The 20,975-nt window shown below is 66.7% G+C and carries 21 protein-coding genes; 13 read left to right on the top strand and 8 right to left on the bottom strand.

The window, feature by feature from the left end; genetic code table 11:
• Position 1: 1 nt before the first annotated feature.
• The 10 genes from M2421_RS10910 to M2421_RS10865 all read left to right on the top strand — a co-directional run bounded on the left by M2421_RS10910 (position 2) and on the right by M2421_RS10865 (position 13,340).
• Entirely contained in the window at positions 2 to 2,110 is a 2,109-nt protein-coding gene (locus tag M2421_RS10910; RefSeq protein WP_259206664.1) for a hypothetical protein, read from the top strand.
• Positions 2,107 to 4,491, top strand: coding sequence for a hypothetical protein (locus tag M2421_RS10905; protein WP_259206663.1), 2,385 nt, complete (start codon positions 2,107 to 2,109; stop codon positions 4,489 to 4,491). Before M2421_RS10910 ends, M2421_RS10905 begins: the two co-directional genes overlap by 4 nt.
• Positions 4,491 to 7,019: a hypothetical protein gene (locus M2421_RS10900; protein WP_259206662.1), complete on the top strand. Its 2,529-nt coding sequence runs from the start codon at positions 4,491 to 4,493 to the stop codon at positions 7,017 to 7,019. Before M2421_RS10905 ends, M2421_RS10900 begins: the two co-directional genes overlap by 1 nt.
• Complete coding sequence (locus tag M2421_RS10895; protein WP_259206661.1) at positions 7,016 to 7,342, top strand: hypothetical protein; 327 nt, start codon at positions 7,016 to 7,018, stop codon at positions 7,340 to 7,342. The genes M2421_RS10900 and M2421_RS10895 overlap by 4 nt, the downstream gene beginning before the upstream one ends.
• Positions 7,329 to 8,996 (top strand): phage terminase large subunit, encoded by a 1,668-nt coding sequence (terL, locus tag M2421_RS10890; RefSeq protein WP_259206660.1) that lies wholly within the window; start codon positions 7,329 to 7,331, stop codon positions 8,994 to 8,996. Before M2421_RS10895 ends, terL begins: the two co-directional genes overlap by 14 nt.
• Before the next feature lie 21 nt (positions 8,997 to 9,017).
• Positions 9,018 to 9,266, top strand: a complete 249-nt coding sequence (locus M2421_RS10885) for a hypothetical protein (RefSeq protein WP_259206659.1) — start codon at positions 9,018 to 9,020, stop codon at positions 9,264 to 9,266.
• Positions 9,259 to 9,798 carry a lysozyme gene (locus M2421_RS10880; protein ID WP_259206658.1) on the top strand — a complete coding sequence of 180 codons (540 nt, stop codon included), beginning with the start codon at positions 9,259 to 9,261 and terminating at the stop codon, positions 9,796 to 9,798. The genes M2421_RS10885 and M2421_RS10880 overlap by 8 nt, the downstream gene beginning before the upstream one ends.
• The gene (locus tag M2421_RS10875; protein WP_259206657.1) at positions 9,795 to 10,187 is read left to right on the top strand and encodes a hypothetical protein; all 393 of its coding nucleotides are present in this window, start codon (positions 9,795 to 9,797) and stop codon (positions 10,185 to 10,187) included. The genes M2421_RS10880 and M2421_RS10875 overlap by 4 nt, the downstream gene beginning before the upstream one ends.
• A 169-nt stretch (positions 10,188 to 10,356) precedes the next feature.
• Positions 10,357 to 11,886, top strand: a complete 1,530-nt coding sequence (locus M2421_RS10870; RefSeq protein ID WP_259206656.1) for a hypothetical protein — start codon at positions 10,357 to 10,359, stop codon at positions 11,884 to 11,886.
• On the top strand, positions 11,886 to 13,340 hold the full coding sequence (locus M2421_RS10865; RefSeq protein ID WP_259206654.1) for a hypothetical protein: 1,455 nt from the start codon (positions 11,886 to 11,888) through the stop codon (positions 13,338 to 13,340). The genes M2421_RS10870 and M2421_RS10865 overlap by 1 nt, the downstream gene beginning before the upstream one ends.
• Before the next feature lie 29 nt (positions 13,341 to 13,369).
• Here the strand turns inward: M2421_RS10865 and M2421_RS10860 are convergent, their stop codons facing one another.
• The 7 genes from M2421_RS10860 to M2421_RS10830 form a co-directional block, all read right to left on the bottom strand.
• Positions 13,370 to 13,747 carry a hypothetical protein gene (locus M2421_RS10860; protein WP_259206652.1) on the bottom strand — a complete coding sequence of 126 codons (378 nt, stop codon included), beginning with the start codon at positions 13,745 to 13,747 and terminating at the stop codon, positions 13,370 to 13,372.
• Positions 13,748 to 14,179: 432 nt separating this feature from the next.
• Positions 14,180 to 14,914: a hypothetical protein gene (locus M2421_RS10855; RefSeq protein ID WP_259206651.1), complete on the bottom strand. Its 735-nt coding sequence runs from the start codon at positions 14,912 to 14,914 to the stop codon at positions 14,180 to 14,182.
• A gap of 27 nt (positions 14,915 to 14,941) precedes the next feature.
• Positions 14,942 to 15,250 carry a hypothetical protein gene (locus tag M2421_RS10850; RefSeq protein ID WP_259206650.1) on the bottom strand — a complete coding sequence of 103 codons (309 nt, stop codon included), beginning with the start codon at positions 15,248 to 15,250 and terminating at the stop codon, positions 14,942 to 14,944.
• A 280-nt stretch (positions 15,251 to 15,530) separates the two neighbouring features.
• Positions 15,531 to 16,070: an ATP/GTP-binding protein gene (locus M2421_RS10845; protein WP_259206649.1), complete on the bottom strand. Its 540-nt coding sequence runs from the start codon at positions 16,068 to 16,070 to the stop codon at positions 15,531 to 15,533.
• On the bottom strand, positions 16,067 to 17,023 hold the full coding sequence (locus M2421_RS10840) for a hypothetical protein (protein WP_259206648.1): 957 nt from the start codon (positions 17,021 to 17,023) through the stop codon (positions 16,067 to 16,069). Before M2421_RS10840 ends, M2421_RS10845 begins: the two co-directional genes overlap by 4 nt.
• A gap of 95 nt (positions 17,024 to 17,118) precedes the next feature.
• Positions 17,119 to 17,478 (bottom strand): roadblock/LC7 domain-containing protein, encoded by a 360-nt coding sequence (locus M2421_RS10835; RefSeq protein WP_259206647.1) that lies wholly within the window; start codon positions 17,476 to 17,478, stop codon positions 17,119 to 17,121.
• Positions 17,479 to 17,554: 76 nt separating this feature from the next.
• Entirely contained in the window at positions 17,555 to 18,007 is a 453-nt protein-coding gene (locus M2421_RS10830) for a roadblock/LC7 domain-containing protein (RefSeq protein WP_259206645.1), read from the bottom strand.
• Positions 18,008 to 18,314: 307 nt separating this feature from the next.
• Here M2421_RS10830 and rocF point away from each other — a divergent pair, with 307 nt between their 5' ends.
• The 3 genes from rocF (at position 18,315) to M2421_RS10815 (ending at position 20,023) form a co-directional block, all read left to right on the top strand.
• Complete coding sequence (gene rocF, locus M2421_RS10825; protein WP_259206642.1) at positions 18,315 to 19,235, top strand: arginase; 921 nt, start codon at positions 18,315 to 18,317, stop codon at positions 19,233 to 19,235.
• Positions 19,236 to 19,471: 236 nt separating this feature from the next.
• Positions 19,472 to 19,609 (top strand): entericidin A/B family lipoprotein, encoded by a 138-nt coding sequence (locus M2421_RS10820; protein ID WP_038691079.1) that lies wholly within the window; start codon positions 19,472 to 19,474, stop codon positions 19,607 to 19,609.
• Between the two features lie 192 nt (positions 19,610 to 19,801).
• Positions 19,802 to 20,023 carry a CsbD family protein gene (locus M2421_RS10815; RefSeq protein WP_256775189.1) on the top strand — a complete coding sequence of 74 codons (222 nt, stop codon included), beginning with the start codon at positions 19,802 to 19,804 and terminating at the stop codon, positions 20,021 to 20,023.
• 96 nt (positions 20,024 to 20,119) lie between these two features.
• Here the strand turns inward: M2421_RS10815 and M2421_RS10810 are convergent, their stop codons facing one another.
• Entirely contained in the window at positions 20,120 to 20,953 is an 834-nt protein-coding gene (locus tag M2421_RS10810) for a hypothetical protein (RefSeq protein ID WP_259206637.1), read from the bottom strand.
• Positions 20,954 to 20,975 lie beyond the last annotated feature (22 nt).

Genomic DNA, 20,975 nt, shown 5'->3' with positions numbered 1-20,975 from the left:
TATGGCCAAGATCCCGCAGGGCAACTTTGGCCAGGGCGCAGGCCAGGCGCCGGTGGTGCAGACGCGCGTCAGCGGCGCCGGCCGCGATGCGGTGGCGCAGGCCGTCGGCGAGTTCGCTGACACCGGATCGCGCATCGCGAACCACGCCCAGGTGTTGCAGGAGCAGGAGGCCCGCCGGCAGAAGATCGAGGATGAGGCGCTCGCCCGCGCCAAAGCGGCCAACGCTCAGCTCGACTACGAGATCGAGGTGCAGGACCGCACGCTCGCCACGCAGGATGCTGTGGTCACCGGAGGGCTCAACTATGAGCAGGCCCGGGAGCAGTACGCGACCGAAATTGGCAAGATCAAGGCGCCCGAGGTGCAGGGCCTGGCACCAGACATGCAGCTCGCCTACGAGCGGGGCATCCAGCGCACCCAGCGATCGGGCGAACTCAAGATCAACTCGGCGGTGCAGAAGGCGCAGCGCGCCGACCTGCAGACCCAGTACACCGCGGCGATGGACAAGCTCGGGAAAATCGTGGGCATGCCAGGCGCCGACATCGACGGGGTGATTCAGCGGGCTGAATCCTTGGCCCCGCTCGCCAAGTCTGCAGGGCTCACCGACGTGCAGATCAGCAAGGCAGCGCAGGACTTTCGAGATCGGAGCTGGACCTCGCAGGCGACCCAGCGCGCTATCCAGTCGCGCGAGGACCCGGATGGCCTGGCCAAGCTCGAGCACGACCTCGCCGACCCGGCAGGCTTCTACGCCGACAAGCTGGATCCAGAGAAGCGCAACGCGCTGTGGGCTCAGGTATCCAACCGCCAGCAGACCCTGCTCGACAAGGCTGAGCGCGCACAGGACCGCCTCGACGCGAAGGGCAACCGCGTGCTCGACCAGATCGACAAGCAGATCGCCAGCGGCGTGCCGGCGAAGCCAGACCAGTGGACGTCGTGGTCGGATGCGGTGAAGGGCACCTCGGCGGAGGCAGAGTTCAGCGAGCGCGTCGCGCAGGAGCAGGTGGTGCAGAAGGTGCTGCGCATGTCGCCAGACCAGCAGCAGACCTACATTCAGGCCGCAGAGGCGTCGCTATTGTCCGACGGCGGCAGCGTGACGCAGAAGGCGAACCTCGATCGGCTGAAGACGGCCGTCACCAGCAACCTGAAGCAGATGCAGGACGCGCCGCTTCTGTTCAACGCCGCGCGCGAGGGCGGCGAGGTGGAGCCGCTGAAGCTGGAGGCACTGGCTTCGCCGGCTGATGCGTGGGAGCTGGGTGCGCAGCTGAGCGACCGGCAAGCCACGATCGATGGCATGCGCAAGCGCTACGGCACGCAGGTGTCCCAGCGGCTACTTCTGCCGCAGGAAGCCCAGGTGTTGACCGACACCCTGAAGAACTCAACCTCGACGCAACAGGTGTCGATGCTGGGCCAGCTGCGCACGGCGGTCATGGACGACAAGGTCTTCAACCGCGTGATGCAGCAGATCGCGCCCGATGAGCCGGTGGTGGCATACGCCGGCATGCTGGCCACCAAGGAGCGCGCCCGCATCACCCTCGCGAAGAACACGTTCAGCGCCAACGTCACCGCTGGCGCGAGGGAGGTCTCAGCGACCATGCTCGAGGGCAACCGCTTGCTGCAGGGGAAGGGAGACAGCAAGTTCCCGCTGCCGCCCGAGAAGAACTTCCGGGAGCAGTTCACCGCGGAAATCGGCGGCGCGGCCAGTGCGTTGTTTGCCGGCCGGCCCGGTGCTGCTGAAGTCGCCATGCAGGCGGTCCGCGCCTACTACACGGGCAAGTCTGCAGCCGATGGCGATCAGTCTGGAGAGGTCGATTCCGCACGCATGAAGCAGGCCATTCGCGCCACCTTGGGCGAAATCTCCGACGTCAACGGGCGCGGCGAGGTGCTGGCGCCGTGGGGAATGTCGGAGGACGAATTCGAGGACCGCGCTGAGGCCGCCTTCGTCACCGCCGCGCGCGCGGCCAAGCTGCCGGATTCCACGGTGAACAACTTCCGCGCGTTCGGCCTGCGTCAAGCGGGGGAGAACACGTTCTACGTCGTCAGCGGGATGAGCTACCTCTACGGCGAGAACGGACAGCCGGTGATCCTCAATATCTATCCCGGGAGCGCGCCGTGAGCATTTTCGATATCGACGAGCAGGGGCGGAAGTCGCTCGACGAGCAGGTCGCGCTGAATCCGCTGGACCTGTCCAAGGTCTCCACGGGCATGTTCTCCGGGTTCGGCGCCGCGTTGGGCACGGGAATAATGCAGGGCGGCTCGCGCACCGCCACCACCGTGGCTCTGGCCGGCTCACCTGTCCCCGGCGCGCGCGACGACTACCTCAACTCCTTCCGCACCCCGGAGACGCAGCAGCTGGTTAAGTCCCTAGGCATCAAGCCGGATACCAGCGCGCCATCGACGGCAGGGCAGGACTGGTACTTCCAGAACGTCGTGGAGGACTTGGGCCAAGCTGCAACCGACTATTGGGCCCCGGACCCGGCGCAGATCGGATCGGCGGGCAGAATCGCCAATGGGCTGGCCCAGATCGTTCTCCCGTTGGCGGCCGCCGGCGGAAATCCGGCACTGCTGGCCGGCAACGAGGGGCTGGAAACTCCCGCCGCGCTGGTGAAGCAGGGCGTAGACGCACGCACGGCAACCGGGTTCGGCGTCGTTTCGGCGGGCGCAACGATGCTGGGCTTCAAGGTGCCGGCCAGTTTCGGCACCACACTGCTGCAGCGCTTGGGCACCGGTGCTGCTGCGAACCTCGCCGTCGGAGTGGCCACCAGCGCTGCGCAGTCAGGCGCCCTCAAGGCAGGCGGCTACGACAAGCAGGCGGAAGCCTACAGCCCGATGAACGCCGAGGCGCGAGCCGTGGACGCGCTGACCGGCCTGGTGTTCGGCGGCATTGCTCACGCGCAGGCGCCCAAGGTGACCGCTGCGCAGCGCGATGCCGTCCTGACCGCGGCGAACGCCAAGCACGTCCAGGTGGACACCGCCCCGGGCCTGCCGGTCGATGAGGCTTCCAACGGCGCGCACCAGGCTGCGCTGGCGTCGGCCATCGGCTCCATTCTGCGCGGCGAGCCGGTGAGCATCGCCGAGTCCATCAACGCGGCCGAGTTCCTGCCGGTACAGCGCCAGGGCATGTCTACCGACCCGCTGGCCACCTACACGCTGCCGCCGGTCGAGTACGGGGCCTATCGCCGCGCGTTGGAGTCCGGCGGCGACCCGAACGCGACCAACGGTCGCAGCACGGCGACCGGTATTGACCAGTTCACTGCCGGCACCTGGCGGCGCATCGTGGCGCAGACCCGCCCAGCCTGGGCAGAGGGATTGAACGACAACCAGATCCTGGCCGCCCGACGCGATCCCACGAAGTCGGGGCAGATGGCGGAGGCGCTGGACGACCAGAACACAGCTGCGCTGGAATCGGCCGGCTTGGAGCCCACGGCCCACAACCTGTATGCCGCCCACCATTTCGGGAGCGAGGGCGGCGTCAAGTTCGCCCGGGCCGCCGATGACACGCCGATGTCGCGCATTCTGTCGCGCGGCCAGTTGGAAGCGAACCCGTACCTCAAGGGCAAGACCAAGGGCGAGGCGATCGCCAACTGGGACGCGCGGGCCAAGCGCGCCGGCGTCGGCATTCCTGAGCCTGTCCGTGCTGATGTGCCGGCCGAGACTGCCGCCGTGGCCCAGGTGCCGGTCCAGATCCCAGCTGCGATGACCGGGACCGACGCTGCCCAGGTCATCGAGCAGCGCCTGTCCACGCTGGACGAGCTGGCCACCACCGGCCGCCTGCAGCCCGAGGAGGTGACCGCGCTGCGCGCAGAGGACCAGAGCTTGGTCGAGCTGATCCGCCGGCAGGAGCAGCTTGCCCGCGACAACATCCTGCCGGCCGATCCCCGCGAGCGGCTGGCCCCCTCCGACCTGGAGCAGCTGAGCGCTCGTCGCGTGGAGATCCGGCAGGCCATTGAGCAGTCCAATGCCGCAACCGGTTACGCGACCGTCGCGCGCCAACTGCGCACCAGGCTGGAGAAAATCGACCAGGACTCAGACCTGATCGGGTTGGCGGAGCGCATTACTGGCCGCACGCCGCGCGCGGAGGCCCCCACGCGCCCCGTACTCCCTGACGCCCGCCCGACCCCCGACGTGGGTATTGCAGCGGTCCCTCGTGGCCGCCCGGGCCCGTCTGCGCGTGCAGCAGCGGCTCTCGACGAGGCGCAGCCGCGGGCGACCCCTGATGTCGCTATGGAGCAGGGCGAGTCCGCCCCTGCGCCGCTTGGGGGCGTAGAGCCCCGGCCGACGCAATCCATGGCTGCGGGTGGCGACATTCCCGATGTCACCCAGCAGGCCGCCCTTGAGGCCGTGGCCGCATCGCCTGACATGCAAATCACGATGGACGACGGCACGGTCATGACCGCAGCTGAAGCCCTGGCCGCCGTTGATGCCGACATCTCACAGGCTCAATCGGACTCCCGCGGCTTTGCTGCCGCTGTTGCTTGCTCGCTGAGGTTTGCCTGATGCGCCCCGAATGCATTACCGCCGTCACCAAAGCTATCGGCCGCGCCTTGAACGCCGCCGAGATCAAGGGTATCGAGGATCGAATCAGCCGCCACATGCGGCAGAACGCGATAAAGGACCCCAACGGGGCCCTGAGCATGTCGCCGGAGCAGCGATTGAACGAAGCCGCCACCAGCGCCGCAAAGGAGCTGGTGTACGAGGCGCAGAAGAAGAAGCAGCGGGTTGCGCAGACGATCCTCGCCCATGACCGAATCCAGCGTCACCTGGAGCAGTTCCCCGATATGTTCGACGGCCTGGACCGGATGATTGCGTTCCATGCCGACGGGAAGGCGAACACCCTCTCGGTAGAGTCGCGCGCACGGGCGATCGAGCGCGACGCCCTGCGCCAGATGCTCGATACGCTGGAGGCCACCAATCCCAAGTTCTTCGGGCTGCTGGAGAATCCGGAGGGCGTGCAGATGTTGGTCAAGGAGCTGCACGGCCAGAAGACGGGGGACGTGGATGCCGCCCAGGGCGCGAAGGTGTTCCACGAAATCGCGGCCAGGCTGCGGGAACGGTTCAACCGCTCCGGCGGCGATGTCGGCCAGCTCGACGACTGGGGCATGCCCCACCACCATTCCCAAGCGCAGGTGGCCAAGGCCGGCCGGCAGCAGTGGGCGACCGACGTGCTGCCGCTGCTGGACCGCAAGCGGTACGTCAACGAGGACGGCACCCGCATGACTGACGCCGAGGTGGGCGACTTCCTCGGGCACGCATGGGCATCGATCGCCACCGGCGGGGTGAACAAGCTGGAGCCGGGGCGGGGCGGTATGGGTAGCGGGATGCGGGCCAACCGCGGCAACGAATCGCGGCAGGTGCATTTCAAGGACGGCGAGGCATACATCCAGTACCAGCAGAAGTACGGCGAGCGCTCGCTCTACGAGGTGCTGACCGGGCACATCGCCGGGGTGTCCAAGGACATCGCGCTCGTCGAGACCTTCGGGCCGAACCCTGACCTCGCGTACTCGCTATTCCGCGACAGGGCAGTCAAGGAGCAGACGCTCGCCGACCCCACGAAGGTTGGCCGGCTGCAGAAGCGCGCGATCAGCTCGGAGAACCTCTACAACTACGTCGCCGGGCGAACCCAGCCGGTGGCATCGGCGCGCCTGGCTGAGACCTTCGACACGCTGCGAAGTTGGATGACGGCATCTCGTCTCGGCTCTGCTGTTATCACCTCGTTCTCCGACGACGCCACGATGTATCTGTCGGCACACGTCAACAAGCTGCCAGCGATGCGCTTGTTCGCCAACGAGCTGGCCGCGCTCAACCCAGCGAACCGCATGGAGAAGCGCATGGCGATGCGGGCAGGGCTGGCGATGAACACTCTGCTGTCGTCGCTCAATCGGTTCGGCGCCGATACGTTCACCTCCGACGCGCCGGGCTTCCTGTCTGCCCTGTCCAACACCAGCACCAAGCTGGCAGGAGCGACCCTGCGCGCCAGTGGGCTCAACGCGCTGACCGAGGCGAGGAAGCGCGCCTACGGCGTCACCTTCATGCATGCCCTGGGCGCGGTGACCAAGGAACACAAGGCGCTGTCGGCGTTGGATGCAGCAGACCACCGCATCCTGCTCTCCAAGGGGATCACCGAGACTGACTTCACGGTGTGGAAGCGGGCGAGCCTGGAGGACTGGGGCGGCGGCAACGATGCAATGCTGACCCCGGATGCCATCTATCGCATCCCGGATGCCAAGCTGGCCGACCTGGGCAACCCGCAGAAGCTGCGCGAGGACGCCGCTACGCGTTTGCTGGGCGTGGTGCTGGAGGAAACCGACGTGGCGGTGATCGAGCCAGGCGCGAAGGAGCGGGCGATGATGATGTCCGGCCTGCAGCGTGGCACTTGGAAAGGCGAACTGACGCGCTCGTTCTTCCTGTTCAAGTCGTTCCCGATCGCCATGATGACGCGGCACATCCAGCGCGGCTGGTCCATGCCCACCGGGACTGGTCGCGCGGCGTACATCGCCAGCCTGATTGCGTCGACGACGGTCATGGGCGCGGTGTCGCTGCAGATCAATGAGATGCTCAGCGGCCGAGATCCTCGAGACATCACTGATCCCCGCTTCGGCGTGGCAGCCATGCTGAAGGGTGGCTCGCTCGGCCTTTACGGTGACTTCCTGTTCTCCGAGTCGTCACGGTATGGGCAGTCGCCTTTCGCCGCGGCCTTGGGCCCAGTGGCCGGCCTGGCCGAGGACGTCCTGAAGCTGACGCAGGGCAACCTGATGGAAGCGGCCGAGGGCAAGGACACTCACGCTGGCGCCGAAGCCGTGCGGTTCGTCAAGAGCAACACTCCTGGCGCGAACCTCTGGTACTCCAAGGCAGCGCTCGACCACCTGCTTTTCCACCAACTGCAGGAGTATTTCTCGCCTGGCTACCTGCGCAAGATGCGCCGACGCAGCGAGAAGGAGTTCGGCCAGAAATACTGGTGGGAGCCGGGCGAGGTCGTCCCCGATCGCGCCCCTGACATGGCCGCGATGGCCGGGGAGACTGCATGAGGCCCGATCAGAAAAAGCGCCTGGCCGAGGTGAGCGAGAAGTTGGCCGAGGTCGCGATCAACGATGCCGACCCGGCCAATTGGACCGGCGACGGAAAGCTGCTATCCCAGATGACGAAGGAGGAGCGCGGCGACGCCGCGTGGTGTCGGAAGACGGCCGTGCAGTCCGTGGCGCTGCTTGGCCGCCTGCAGCAGCTCCTGCGGGACGACACTGCCGGGAAGGGTGGCAATGACCCCGATCCAGAGGACGACATCCGCCGGGCGGAACAGGAAGCGGCGAAGATGCTCAAGCGGGTGGGGGCCAAGTCGCATGGCGCTGCCTGATCGCCTGCGGGTCCCGCCAAAGATCAGCTTCCTGGCGTTCTTCCACATGTGGGCCGAGTGCAGGCGCTGGGAGGTCCCAGACCTCCACATCCGCGCGTGTGTTTTCCTGCAAGAAGCCTGGATCAGCGATTCGACGCTGCTGCTGCTGATGCTCCCGCGAGGTCACGCGAAGTCGACCATCCTGGAAGTGTTCAATGCATGGATCTACTACTGCTGGGGCCTGACCCGGATCCTGCACCAGTCCGAGTCCGACGGCACCGCCCTGAAGACCAGTCGCGGCACCCAGAACGTGTTGAGGAACCACCCGCTCACCACGAAGCTGCTGCCGGCAAGTGTCGGCACCATCGAGCAGTGGTGGATCGCTGGTGCAGCCCTCAACGACGCGCGTAACGCCAGCATGTACGCCCGGGGCATCTTGTCCAACACCACCAGCTCGCGCGCCGATTTCATCCAGAACGACGACATCGAGGTGCCCGGCAACATCGGCACTCCCGAGGCGCGGGAGAAGCTGCGCTTCCGTCTGGGGGAGCAGATCCACATTGCTGTCCCGGGCGCTCCGAAACTCTACATCGGCACCCCGCACACCCACGACTCGATCTATGAGGACGTGAAGCGGCAGGGAGCAATGGCAATGGTGGTCCGCATGTTCGCCCAAGAGCACCGAATCGAAAAGGCCGAGCGCGGTCGTTACCCCATCGGGTTTGTTCCCGAGTACGTGTTCATGGGGATCGGCGAAACGGCGCGCCTGCTGCGCGAGGGGCTGGACTACCAGCTCGAGGGCACGGTGCTGCTGCTCGACAATCCGGCAGGGGCGCTGATCGACTGCTACGCCGGCGCAGCCTGGCCCGAGCGGTTCGACGCCGAGGAAATGCAGATGCGCCGCCAGCAGACGCGGACCATCGGCGAGTGGGATTCGCAGTATCAGCTGCACGCCAAGCCCGTCACACAGGTCCGCCTGGACCCGGCACGCATCGTCCCCTATGACGTGATGCCTACGGTCCGAAAAGCCAACGGCGCGGCGGCGATGTTCCTGGGCCCGGTCCAGATCGCCGGTGCGGCCGTGCGCTGGGACCCAGCCGGGGGCAAGCTGCGCTCGGACGTGTCGGCGGTGGCCGTCGTGCTGCAGGACCTGGTGGGCCGGCGTTACCTCCACCGGATCGCCGCACTCACCGGCGACGTTGCCGATTTCTCCCCGGACGGGAAAACCATCGTGGGCGGCCAGGTGTTTCAGCTGTGCGACCTGGTAGAGGAGCTGAACCTGCCGCGCATCGTCATCGAGACCAACGGCATCGGCACCTTCGCGCCTGCAGTGCTCAAGGCCGCGCTCAAGCAGCGGCGGCTGCAGTGCGGCGTCGCTGAGGAGATGGCCGTCCAGAACAAGAACCGTCGCATCCTAGAGGCGTGGGAGCCGCTGTTGATGGCCAACGGCCAGCTGTGGGCGCACGTGGACGTGCTGAAGGGGCCGCTGTGGGATCAGATGCGCGATTGGAAGCCGGCCGTCCAGAACCAGGCCGACGACCTCCTGGACGCTGGAGCGGGCGCCCTGACCGACACGCCTGAACGGATCACAAAAATAGTCGGGAACCCGCACATCACGGCCCGCGACGATTGGCGCACCAGCGCAGGGGACATTGAAGCCACCTTCGAGCGCTGAACGCCCCCGTTCGGAGTTTCGATGAAAGAGCAGATCACCAAGGACCTGGCCGAGTCGGCCGCCAAGATCGCGCCGGCGGCAGGCGTCACGGTGGGGACGTACACGCCGGGCTACACGCTCAGCGACGTGGCCGTCATCTGCACCATCCTCTTCACCCTCATCCAGACCTTCACGGTGGTGGTGAAGAACTGGGGCGACTGGAGCGCCTGGTGGGCTGCACGCTGGGTGACGGCGCTCCGCTTTGTCGCGTGGGTGCGCCGACGTGGCTGAGGACACTTCGAAGGGCAAGAAGGTGGGCTTCGCGGCCGCGCCGATCGCGCTGGTGCTGGCGTTGGTGGCCGCACTCGGCCAGAACGACTCCGCGCATGAGGGGCGGAAGTTCGTCCCTTACCGCGACTCGGCAGGCATTTGGACTGTCTGCGCCGGTATCACGGGGCCCGCCGTCGTGCCCGGCAGGACCTACAGCCCCGCCCAGTGCGAGCATTTGGAAACCACCTACGTGCGAACCATGCTGGGGCACATGGGCCGGTGCGTTCGCGGGGAGTACCAGTTCCACGAGATCAAGGCCTGGGGCCACTTCGCCTACAACGTGGGCAACAACGCGTTTTGCGGCAGCACGGCGGCACGGCGGCTCAACGCTGGCGAGCGCGTGACCGCGTGCGATGAGATGTGGAAGTGGCGCTTCGTGACCATCGATGGCGTCAAGCGCGATTGCGCGCTGCCCCAGTGGCGCTCGAAGTGCGGCGGCATCATTGCCCGCCGGCAGTGGGAAATGGCCACCTGCAGAGGAACCCTCCAATGATCGTGCTGACCCCGAGACAGTCCCTCCAGCTCGCCCTCGTGGTGGTCCTGGTGTCGATCGGGGGCTGCTACTACCTGAAGGGCCGCGGCGACAACGCGACCGCCACCCAGAACGCCACCCTCCGCGCCGACGCCCGGGCTACCGCAGCCAGCGTCCAGATCAGCAGCGAGACCGCTGCCGCGATCGACGTGGAGTCCCACGACACCCGTACACGCACCGCTGCCGCGGTGGAGGCCATCAATGCGACACCTGCTCACTCTGACCCTGCTGCTACTGATGACGTCCTGCGCTTGGCTCGGGAAGCGCACGACCGCGCCATACGTTCCGCCTGCAGGGTGCAGCGAACGGGCGATTGCCCAGCGGCCGCCGGGGCCGCCGACGGTCGCTGACTGGAGGAAGTGGGCTGCAGCCTACGTCGGTGCGCTGGGCGCCTATGAAGACAGCGAGAACAAGCGCGCGGCGACTGCCGATTGCCTGGACCAGCATCGCGGCAAATAGTCGGGAACCCGCCCCCCTCCTGGCAGGAGCATTGGCGGCAGTCTCCAGCAGGTTGCGCGCATGACCGTCCCCGTTTACACCGGTCCCAACACGTCGATCGCCAACGGCGTCACCACGACGTTTCCTTACGGCTTCAAGATCCTTGCTGCGACGGACCTGCTTGTCGCGGTGAACGGTCTCCCGCGAACCCTGGGGACCCACTACACCCTGACCGGCGTAGGCAACGAGTCGGGCGGCAACGTGGTGTTCACGACGCCGCCTGCCTCCGGCTCTACCGTGACCCGGCAGCGGAACATGCCGTTCACCCGGGACACCGAGTACCAGAACCTCGGCGACCTCTTGGCGGCAACGCTGAACGCCGATCAAGACGCCCCAATCATGATGATCCAGCAGCTTGCGGCCGGATCGATGCAGCTTGTTCCGGACGAGGAGTCGGGGCTATTTGCGTGGGACGCCAAAGGCTACCGCATCGTCCGCGTAGGTGACGCGCTGCTGGCCACCGATGCGGCCAACATGGGGATGGTGTGGGCGTACGTCGAGCAGGTGCTGGGCGGTGGCAGTTCGGTGGGGGTCTCGCCTCGGGCCTGGTCCTGGGTGGGCAACGGCACTGACACCGACTTCCCGATGCCTGGCGCCGACGTCTCAGACCCGCTGTTCTACGACACGTCTGCCGAGACCAGCCCGAACAGTGGCGAGTATCTGGTGCTGCGCCCGGGCACGGACTTCACGGTGCTGACGGAACTGGATCCCGAGCTTTCCATGATCCGCTTCACGGTGCCGCCACCGGCCGGGGAGAGGGGCTTTACCGTCCTGCGCGGCTACGCGCGCCCGTATAACGGGCCGGCCCCGGTCACCTCCCTTGCCATGAACGTGGTCACCGGGATCAACTCCAACACCACGCTGGACCGTTCGTACCAGAACGCGCTGATCGTGATCACCTCCGCCACCGACATCACGCTCACCATTCGGGCCAACACCGGCGGTGGAGCCCCCTGGAAGGCCGGAGAGTTCTTCTCGGTCATGCAGTTGGGCACCGGCAAGGTTCGCCTGGCGATCGAACCCGGTGGCACCCTCGACGTTCCGGCCGACTTCCAAGCCGAGACCCGCGGGCAGCGCTGCGTGATCAGCGCCACCTGTCGTGGCGCGGACTCCGACTCTTGGGTGGCCGCCGGCGACCTGCTGCGCAACGTGGCTGGCCCGGACCTGCAATACGTGGCGATCGAGGACCGCAGCGTCCTGATCGGGACCAACATCACCGCCGGCACTACCAAGGCGACGTTCGTCATGCCTTATGGCCTCAAGCTCCGCACAGTTGCCAACGCCGGCTGCTATGCAGGCCTGGCCGTGGCGCAGGCGGCCGGCACGGTGTTGACCGTGGACGTGAACCGAAACGGGGTCTCGATCCTCTCCACGCGACTGACCTTCGACAACGCCGAGAAGACCACCTTGACCGCGGCCATTCCGCCGGTCTACGTGGACGGTGGCGACATGCTGTACGCAGGGGATGAGATCAGCATCGACGTGGATCAGATCGGCACCGCGCTGGCCAAGGGCCTGACGGTCTACCTGGTGGGCGAGAGGATCTCCTGATGGGTGCGCGTTCCTTTGATCGCCCCGACCTGGACCAGCGACGCAAGCTGCTTGCGCTTTACGTCACCGGGCCGCTGCTGTCGGCCAAGCCCTCGCTGGCCTACCGCGGCACGTTGCAGATCCACAATCAGATTGGGGCGTGCGCCGTCGAACAGATCGACGGCGACCAGCTCCCGCCAGGATCCAGCCTGTCTGTCGAAGGCGACAAGGTCGTGATCACCTGGCCGGCCTACCAGGCCACCGGCGTTGTGCCCATCTTCAACGGGAACCTCGAACAAGGGGACGTTGGCTGGGAGAAGGGCGCGGGTTGGGCCATCGAGAATGTCGGCAGCGGAAACGATGGACGCGGCAGCAAGGTTGCGGTTTACCGCGGCCAGGGCGAGTCGGTCATGGAGGGGGTGAATTATTACCCCTGCACCGTGGGCCAACCGTTCAATGCCCAGCTCGACGTCCAGCAGGGCGCCAGCAGCGCCAACAATGTCGGGGCCTGCGTCGGGGTCCGGTTCTACAACCAGCAAAAGCAGCTGCTGGTGGAGCAGCGCGGGAACATGGTTTGGTCCGGCGAAAACGGGCAGTGGCACTTTTCCAACCTCGCGGCCGAGCCGCCGCCGGGCACCGCCTTCGCCCGCCCCGTCTACATCGCCAACCGGCGCCGGGAGAACAAGCGCTTGTGGGTGGACGACGGCACATGGACCCTGCAGGCGGTGGTCGGGATCAACTTCGAGCGGGACTTCGCACTGACCCTCCGCGTGCGCGATTCCGGCGGGCGCAGCTTCACCTGGGCGGGTACGCTGCGGGTCAAGCAGTACGTCAGCCCGGTGCGCTTCGACCTCAGCACCGCTCCCGCCGATGGCCTGATGACTCTGCAGCTGGACGGCACAGCACCCAGGGTCGTCTCTGGTAGCGCGTTTGTGATTCGCGCGGTGCGAAGCTCCGCATTGATCCCCAACGGTGATTGGTATTTCGAGTCGGACACCCGCGGGATCAACTCCGGCGGCGCCTACCTCTGGGGGCAAATCGGCGTGGTTCGGGCCTCGACGTTCAACAACGCCGTGCAAATCGGCACGGGCGCCGGCACGGCCAACGCTGGCGGGCCCTCCTTGTCGGCCGGTGAGACGTGGACCTGGTATCCGCACGTGTATGCCAGCTCCTTTGTGGGCTCGGCGTTCGTCTGGGATCCGGGCGCAATGAGGTTGATGCGCCTGCGCCACCGGATCACGGTTTCAGGCGGCGTCGCCTCCTATCAGATTGCGGTTCAGGACGGCCCTTGGATTCCCGTATTCTCTGGCCTGGCCGGCCCGTTCGCAGCCGCCGCCTCCGTGCGAGGACTCACGGACGTGCCGTCAGACCCGGCCAACCTCTACGCTCAGGCGCGCCTGATCAGCCTGCCCACCGAATTCGCCTACGGCATGCCCTCGGGCTGCGAGCCGCTGGCCGGAATCGTGGCGTCGTGACCGGGGGAGCGCTGCTCTCCCCGCGGTCTTCAGGCGACGGGCTGCTGCCCGATTGCGTGGCGTCGGCCAGCCTGCAGCAGGGACCAGATCCAGCCTGATCCCATGACAAGGCCGGCCCAGGTCGACAGGTCATCCGCGTGGGGGGTGAAAGCCCCCACTTCGTCCGTCCATCCCCAGTTCCCCGGCATCCAGGACAGCAGCATGCCCACGCCGGCCATGGTGATTGCCACGGCAGCGGCCCATGCCAGCACCTGCAGGATGATCCCGACGGTGCGCCAGCGGCCTCCCGGCACATACAGGGCGCGGACCCAGCTCGGCACCAGCCAAGCCGATACCTGCAGGTGCAGGAAGGCCAGCAGGCACAGCGTGCCCAAGCCGTAGACCACCGCCATGACGTTCTCGTGCACCACCGCCGCTCCCTCCGTGTCAGCCGGGCGAAGTGTACCCCGGCCATGTGGGCAGTTCACCCTTGCTAACGAGCCGATCAGGGCGCACGAAAGGCACACGGCACCCCGGCAAGCCTTGTGCCGCAACGGGTTCCGTTTCCGATAAGCGGCACCACTCTCCGCTCCGCTGGCATCCAAGAATGTCCGGTGCAGATCAACCCGTTGAAATAGCGGGTTTTCTGCGGGTTCTTGTACTCGGTCGTCCATGCGCCTCCGGTGTGGCAGGGGCGCAATCAGGGTTGGGCGCCGCCGGGCACAGAAAAATCGGAGGCATCCAGACCGGGAATGGTGTGACGCGCGCCCTTGGCTGCAAGAATGCCAGGCTGCCAGTGACAACTGCGCAGGTCGCTCGTGATCATACTTGCAGGCTGCCGCCAGTTATAGACAGCGCGCTCAGACGCGCTGTTGTGCGACCTCGCCTTGTGCCCGATGCAAGTCATCCTGCGCCCGCTCTGCGTGAGCGAGTTGAGCAGCGTGTGCAGACGCGTCTGTCGCAAACGCTTGGCCGTGCGGCGACTGTTGCAGCGCCTCCATCGCGATCCTCAGACGCTCTGGGTCCCCGGCGGAAGCCAAGAGCTGCTCGACCTGGGAATCGCGCCCGTCTGTCATCGAAAGCGAGTCAGATGACGATCCGCGATCTTGGGCTTCGGTCGGTTGGCGCGGAGCGTCCTGGGAGGTGCCACGCTCCTTCTCAAGTGCGTCGATGCTCTCGCGGATCTGTCGCGGGGTTTCCGTCAGGCCCGCCAGCTCAGACGCATTGACACGCTCTCCCGTCACCCGGTACGCAGTCTCGCTGGCCCAGGAGGCGCATGTATTGGTATATGCCCAAGTAACCTTCTCACGGGTCGCCGCTTCGAAGGTCCTGAGCTGATCAGGGGACAGCTCGTAATATCGACTCGCTGTCGCCTCAAAATTATTCTCGACGCCGCGACGTACGTCGGTCGCTGGCGGAGACGACTCCTGGCTGAAACGTGGATGATCGGCGGGCCAGAGGCCGTAAGCCTCGGTCTTTCCGTTTCGCGTGATCGTCAACCATGCGTGCCCATCGATTAGTGGGGCACCGGGCTCGGTGTTTGTATGAATACCTAAAACAGCGCGGTCGTTGACCCTTGGATCTTGCTCAGACATCCGTGTGTCCCTCTTTGCGCGGAATGATTAGGGGTATACCTGCTTCTCGCCATCGGTATGAACCACGACGACGCGCGCCCCATCAAAGGGGAGGTGCACTTCCGCCTGCCAGGTATCGTCCAAAGGAATGACCGATTTCGCCATCGGCTCGCAGGGGGAGCCCACTGCGCAGCGACGGATGACAATGCGAAGCGCATCGCCAACACGCTCAAAGTCAACGCCTCCGGAGTAATGGCTACTTTCAGGGCGAACCTTGTACCGGACGGAAATTTCAGTATCCGAGCGCTTTTCAACACTGACAGGCTCGACCATCGACTGTGAATAGACGGGATTCATCCTTGCTCCTGTGCATGCGGCCAGGGTAGAAGATAACAGCAATAGCAGCGGCAACGCCCTGCTTCCATAATGCTTAAGTGATCTGGGGGGCATGTCAGAGCTCCGGTTTTACGCTCCATCTCCATATTGATCCTAGCATGCGAGCTGGCAGCGGAGCATGGACCACTCCCGGTGGGGCGGCACGGACAAACATGGCCGCGGGCGCAGACGCATCGTGCAAGCGCCGACGACCCGTGGCCGGACGGTCCACGCGTCAGATTCAGCCATGCGCAACCACGCCTTACTGCGTCTCGGCAAACCGATACGACAACAGCGACTTCACCAGGAAGGTCACCTGCGTGGCCGAGCGCGCGTCCACGCGCATCACCGGCAGGCGGAAGCCGGCATCGAACAGCGCCTGGCGTACATCGGGGATCAACAGTTCGGGGTATTCGTCGGTACGGGTGATGCCCACCGCGAGGCTCGCCTCCGGGGCGATCCGCGAAAACTCCTGCAGCAGCTCGACCGTGGAGGCGATCGGCTCGGGGTGGCGCGCGCTGACCAGTACGATCACGCCGAGCGCACCCTCGCAGACCATCGGCCACATGAAGTCCAGATAGCGCTGGCCGGGCACGCCATAGACATGCAGCAGCTCGCCGTCATCCAGCTCGATCGAGCTGTAATCCAGCGCGACCGTGGTTTCGACCTTGTCACCGTAGGCATCCTCGCTCAACGGCATTTCGGTGCTGACCGGCTCCACGTCGGAGATCGCACGCACGGCCGTGGTCTTGCCTGCGCCCATGCCACCGACGAAGACCAGCTTGTTGGCGGGCAGGCTCATGATGCCGCTCCCTGGAACAGGCTGAGGCCGAAGCGCCGCGCCACCCACGAGAAGAAGCGCGAATCGTGGGTATCGCCACGGCGTTGGGAAGGCGTCACGGGGGCATCCTGGTTCAAGGCGAGGCCGCTGGCCAGCGCGGCGGAGAACAGGCTCTGCGCGGCGTCCTGCGGGATCCGGCAGGCGGTGGCCAGCGCGGTGGCGCGCCAGGGCCGCGCATGCAGGCGGGCGATGGCCAGCAGCCAGTGGCCGGGCACGTCATCGGCGCTCAGGTCGGGCCACTGGCGCAGCTGCAGCGAGGCCTGCGCGGCCGGCGCGGGCATCAGTTCGGGGCGATGGTGGGCAATGCAGAAGAACAGGGCTTCGAACGAGTGCCGCTGCGGCAGGCGGTAGGCGTACTGGTGCTGGAAGGTCTCGACGTCGATCGGGGTCAGCGACCAGGTCGCATCGTCCAGTTGCGCGGCCACCTCGGCCAGCGTGGTGCTGGCGGGCAGGGCAATGCTGCGCGTGGCCGGGTCGACCAGCAGCGTCATCGCCCCCCGCTGCAGCAGGTGCATGCCCGCTGGCTGCGCATCGTGGCGGGCCAGCTGCATCAGCAGCGGCGTGCCCTGCACGACGTCGGCCGCATCCGGCGTGGCCAGCAGCAGCGTGGAGAGCTGTTCGTTGAGGTCGCGCACAGTGGCGCCGTGCGGCAGTTCGCCGCGTGCGATGGCGCCGAAGCGCCGCGCAACCAGCAACGTCGGCACGCCCAGCGCATGCGCCTGGTGCAGTGCAGTGGCGCTGGCCGGATGGTCCAGCCCGATCACCAGCAGGTCCACGGCCTGCCCGGACCACGGCTGCAGGGCCACGTCCATGCGCTCGGCCAGCAGCAGCGAACTGGCCAGCTTGAGCCGGGTCTGGTGCAGCAGGTCGAGGCCTGTCGCGGCGATCTGGAAGGAGCGGATGGGGGTTTTCATGGGGGCGTGCCACAAGGCGGCCGCTCGGCGCGCGCGGGGCGCACGCCGGGGCGCGAGCGTCCCGCACGGCGCGAGCCGGGCGGGACATGGTGCGATCAGCTGAAGTCCAGGGTCTTCTCGAAGGCCTTCAGTTCATGCCGCGACATCGCCAGGTTGGCCTTGCTGCGGTCCATCACCACGTACAGGAACAGCAGCGGGTTGCTTTCCAGCGGGCGGATCAGGTGGTACTGCGTGCTCAGCGTGATCAGCAGGTCTTCCAGCGTGTCCGACAGGCCCAGCTGCTCGGCGACGCGGCGCTTGGCGCGGACCACTTCGGTATTGCCGGCTGCCGCCAGCTCCAGGTTGATGTTGCCGCCGCCGACCATGGCCAGGGCCATGCCGCTGTCACCGTCGACCAGGGCGGCACCGACGAAACCCGCCAGCGAATTGAGCTTTTCCAGATTGAGATTGGGCACGTAAATCCTTTTGCTTCAGGCAGTGGGAGGGCAGGCCAGGGGCCTGCCGGAAGGGCACAACGAAAGGGAAGGCGGATCAGCCTGCGCGCGGGCGCAGCACGGGCTCGAGGCGGGTGGCGCACTCGCGCGCATGGAACAGCAGCACGGCCATGTTGAGCTCGTGGCCGGCCACGGCGGTGAGGGTGAGCGGCTTGTCGCTCTGGATGCGGATCAGCACCACGTTGCCCTGCTTGGTGCAGATGGTGGCGTAGTCGGCCTCGCTGAGCGACAGCTCGCGCGAGACGGTTTCGCCGAGGGTAAGGAACGAATTGGCCATCGCGGCCAGGCGGCGTCCATCCACGTCCAGCGCCGAACTCTCGGCGACGGCGCGGCCATCGGCGGTGGAAAGCATCAGCAGCTTGAGGCCGCGCTCGCGTTCGCGCGCCTGGCCGAACACGGCGTCGATGCCGTCGATGTCATGCAACTGGCGGGCCGGCTGGCTCTCGCCGCTGGCACTGCGGACGATCTGGTGAATGGCACTGCGCTGCACGTACTGCCCCCTGGCACACAACGAAAAACGACCAACCCGTTTGGATTAGTCAATCAGTACTGCGTCGAAGTGTGAAATGTAGCACGGAAATTTTGCCTTCACGGACAACGCAAGATGAACCGCCGCGTGTCTTGCGTATGCGTCAAATGCTTGACGGGCAAGGGGTTTCGCTCCGCGTCGAGATCGGACGCGGGCGGGCAGGGAATGCCGCGTGCAGTCAATCGCGCTGCCTGCTGCACCGCCGCGAGTGGGCCTGCACGGGGCTGGCTAGACTGTGGCTCTTTTTCGTCATTGCAGGAGGCACCCCATGGCCACGTATCCCCCCGTATCCCTGATCGGCGTTCCCACCGACATCGGGGCCGGCCATCGCGGCGCGGGCCTGGGCCCGGATGCGCTGCGCATCGCCGGGCTGTCCGACGCGTTGGTTGCCCGTGGGGTGGACGTGCGCGACCTGGGCAACCTGGACGGCCCGCGCAACCCGTGGACCGCACCGGTGCAGGGCTATCGCCACCTGGACGAAGTGGTGGCCTGGAATCGCGCGCTGATGGACGCCACCTACGCCGAGCTGCAGGCCGGGCGCATGCCGATCATGCTCGGCGGCGACCACTGCCTGGGCATCGGCTCGATTACCGCGGTGGCGCGCTGGTGCCGCGAGCAGGGCAAGACGCTGCGCGTGCTGTGGCTGGATGCGCACTCGGACTTCAACACCAGCGAGGTGACCCCGTCGGGCAACGTACATGGCATGCCGGTGGCCTGCCTGTGCGGGCTGGGCCCGGATGCGCTGACCCGGCTCGGCGGCGACGCGCCGGCGATCCGCCCGCAGCAGGTGCACCAGATCGGCATCCGCTCGGTGGACCAGGAAGAGAAGCGCCTGATCAAGCAGCACCAGGTGGATGTGTATGACATGCGCTACATCGACGAGGCGGGCATGAAGCGCACCATGGAAGCGGCGCTGGCGGGTATCGATGCCAACACCCACCTGCATGTCAGCTTCGATGTCGATTTCCTCGACCCCAGCATCGCGCCGGGCGTGGGCACCACCGTGCCGGGCGGGGTCAATTACCGTGAGGCGCAGCTGGTGATGGAGATGATCGCCGACACCGGCCGCATGGGCTCGCTGGACATCGTGGAACTCAACCCGCTGCTGGACAACCGCAACAGCACCGCGGTGCTGGCAGTGGACCTGGTGGAGAGTCTGTTCGGCAAGTCCACCCTGATGCGCGACTGAGCATGGCGCCGGGTTACCGGGGCTTTCCTGCGGGTGGCTGAACGCCGCCGTGGTGCGTTCACATTCGCTGCACGCGCCAGCCGCCAGATTGCATCCACGCGGCGGCGGTGCTGGAAACAGCCACGACGTCACCGCGATCAGGAAGAAGGGCCGCGGCGCGCAGGGCGCGCTGGCGGGCCCATCTGACAGGTGGGACCGGATTGCCGGTGTCGACGTAGATCAAACAGGAGAACCCCATGAAGCGTGTTATTGCACTGATGCTGTTGTCGATGTTCTCGGTGGCCATGCTGTCCGGCTGCAACACCGTTGCCGGTGCTGGCAAGGACGTGCAGAAGGCTGGCGAGAAGGTCGAAGACGCCGCCAAGACCAACTGATCCACGCGATCAGGTGGCGACGGAAAAGGCCGGGATCTCCCGGCCTTTTTCGTTTGCGTGGCCGGGGGCGGCGCATGGCCTTCATTCAAGCAGGTGAGCATCCGTTTCATGCGCGCTTGACCGCCACCGAACGTCCGCCGCGGCACTCTGTACGTGCGGCGAAGGTGCCGTTGCAACCAAGGATGCCAACCCATGAACAAAGACATCATTTCCGGCAAGTGGACGCAGCTCAAGGGCAAGGCCCAGGCCAAGTGGGGCGACCTTACCGACGACGATTTCAAGGTGGCCGAAGGCAATGCCGAATACCTGGCGGGTCGCTTGCAGGAGCGCTACGGCTGGGCGCGCGACCGCGCCGAATCGGAAGTCAAGGACTTCGAGAAGGCCATGCACAAGGATTATCCGGACTTCCATTGATGCGGGCCGGCGCCGCGTAAGCGCGGCCGCTTCATCGGGCGTATGAAACACACGAGGGGCCGCGCAAGCGGCCCTTCGTGTGTCTGCGCGACCGCTTCAGCGCCAGCGGCTGTCCTGCGGCGGGTCCGGTACGTACTGCGACGGGAATGCGCGCGGGGTGGCATCGCGCGGCGTCGGCCCGGGCAGGATGCCGCGCGCACGCAGGTTCTGCGCGCTGTCGTAGCGCACCTCGACCTGCTGGGCGGGGGCCACGCTGGCACGCTCGAAGGCGGTGTCGCGCACGCGCGAGGTTTCGCGCGCGCCGTGGCCGGTGCCCAGGCGCTGGGCCGGCGCCGGTGCGGCCGGCGCGGCGGCGGACGTGGCCTGGACGCTGTCGGCCATGGCCGATTCGGCCGCGGCCGGCGCCTGGACGCGACCACGCGGTACGGTGGTCATGCGCCGCTCGACGGCCGGGGACAGGTCGCGCGGGATCGCGCCGGCCTCGCGGAACACCGCGATCCCGATCACCCCGATGTTGTCCGGCCGGCCGGTGCGGCCGGCGTAGCTGCGCCCGGGCGAGGTGAACACGAACTGCGCCACCTCCTCGTCGGACTTGCGCCAGCCGCTGATGTCGGCGGTCTGCCAGGGGTTGAGCACGTAGCCGGTCTGACCGGGCGCGGCCACCTCGCCGGTAATCGCGTTCAGGCCGTCGACCGAGACCACGACCAGCACGCGCTCGGCACTGCGGTTGCGCAGCCGCACGCTGTAGCGGTGGCCCTTCTCGCCGGCAATCCAGCGCTGGGCACCATCGCGGTACTGCGCCAGCGCGCCGTCTCCGTCGCGGTCGATCACGGTGAGGTAGACCGGGCCGCTCGGCTGGGGTGGCAGCGGGGCCGGGCGGAAGCCGCACAGGGCCAGCACGGCGAACAAGGGCAGGATCAGGCGTTTCATGGCAGCGCTCCGCGATGGGGTG

It is taken from the genome of Stenotrophomonas sp. BIGb0135 (genome assembly GCF_024810105.1).
Classification (GTDB): domain Bacteria; phylum Pseudomonadota; class Gammaproteobacteria; order Xanthomonadales; family Xanthomonadaceae; genus Stenotrophomonas; species Stenotrophomonas maltophilia_AB.
The sequence above is the reverse complement of the archived record's forward strand: the minus strand, read 5'-3'. Positions and strand labels throughout refer to the sequence as shown.

Bases quoted from the DNA above. Each gene is read 5' to 3' on its own strand.
- M2421_RS10845 (WP_259206649.1), bottom strand. From the start codon at position 16,070: ATGAGCCTGCCCGCCAACAAGCTGGTCTTCGTCGGTGGCATGGGCGCA.
- M2421_RS10885 (WP_259206659.1), top strand. From the start codon at position 9,018: ATGAAAGAGCAGATCACCAAGGACCTGGCCGAGTCGGCCGCCAAGATC.
- M2421_RS10815 (WP_256775189.1), top strand. From the start codon at position 19,802: ATGAACAAAGACATCATTTCCGGCAAGTGGACGCAGCTCAAGGGCAAG.
- M2421_RS10855 (WP_259206651.1), bottom strand. From the start codon at position 14,914: ATGTCTGAGCAAGATCCAAGGGTCAACGACCGCGCTGTTTTAGGTATT.
- M2421_RS10810 (WP_259206637.1), bottom strand. From the start codon at position 20,953: ATGAAACGCCTGATCCTGCCCTTGTTCGCCGTGCTGGCCCTGTGCGGC.
- M2421_RS10870 (WP_259206656.1), top strand. From the start codon at position 10,357: ATGACCGTCCCCGTTTACACCGGTCCCAACACGTCGATCGCCAACGGC.
- M2421_RS10865 (WP_259206654.1), top strand. From the start codon at position 11,886: ATGGGTGCGCGTTCCTTTGATCGCCCCGACCTGGACCAGCGACGCAAG.
- M2421_RS10900 (WP_259206662.1), top strand. From the start codon at position 4,491: ATGCGCCCCGAATGCATTACCGCCGTCACCAAAGCTATCGGCCGCGCC.
- M2421_RS10840 (WP_259206648.1), bottom strand. From the start codon at position 17,023: ATGAAAACCCCCATCCGCTCCTTCCAGATCGCCGCGACAGGCCTCGAC.
- terL (WP_259206660.1), top strand. From the start codon at position 7,329: ATGGCGCTGCCTGATCGCCTGCGGGTCCCGCCAAAGATCAGCTTCCTG.
- rocF (WP_259206642.1), top strand. From the start codon at position 18,315: ATGGCCACGTATCCCCCCGTATCCCTGATCGGCGTTCCCACCGACATC.
- M2421_RS10875 (WP_259206657.1), top strand. From the start codon at position 9,795: ATGATCGTGCTGACCCCGAGACAGTCCCTCCAGCTCGCCCTCGTGGTG.
- M2421_RS10910 (WP_259206664.1), top strand. From the start codon at position 2: ATGGCCAAGATCCCGCAGGGCAACTTTGGCCAGGGCGCAGGCCAGGCG.
- M2421_RS10895 (WP_259206661.1), top strand. From the start codon at position 7,016: ATGAGGCCCGATCAGAAAAAGCGCCTGGCCGAGGTGAGCGAGAAGTTG.
- M2421_RS10850 (WP_259206650.1), bottom strand. From the start codon at position 15,250: ATGAATCCCGTCTATTCACAGTCGATGGTCGAGCCTGTCAGTGTTGAA.
- M2421_RS10820 (WP_038691079.1), top strand. From the start codon at position 19,472: ATGAAGCGTGTTATTGCACTGATGCTGTTGTCGATGTTCTCGGTGGCC.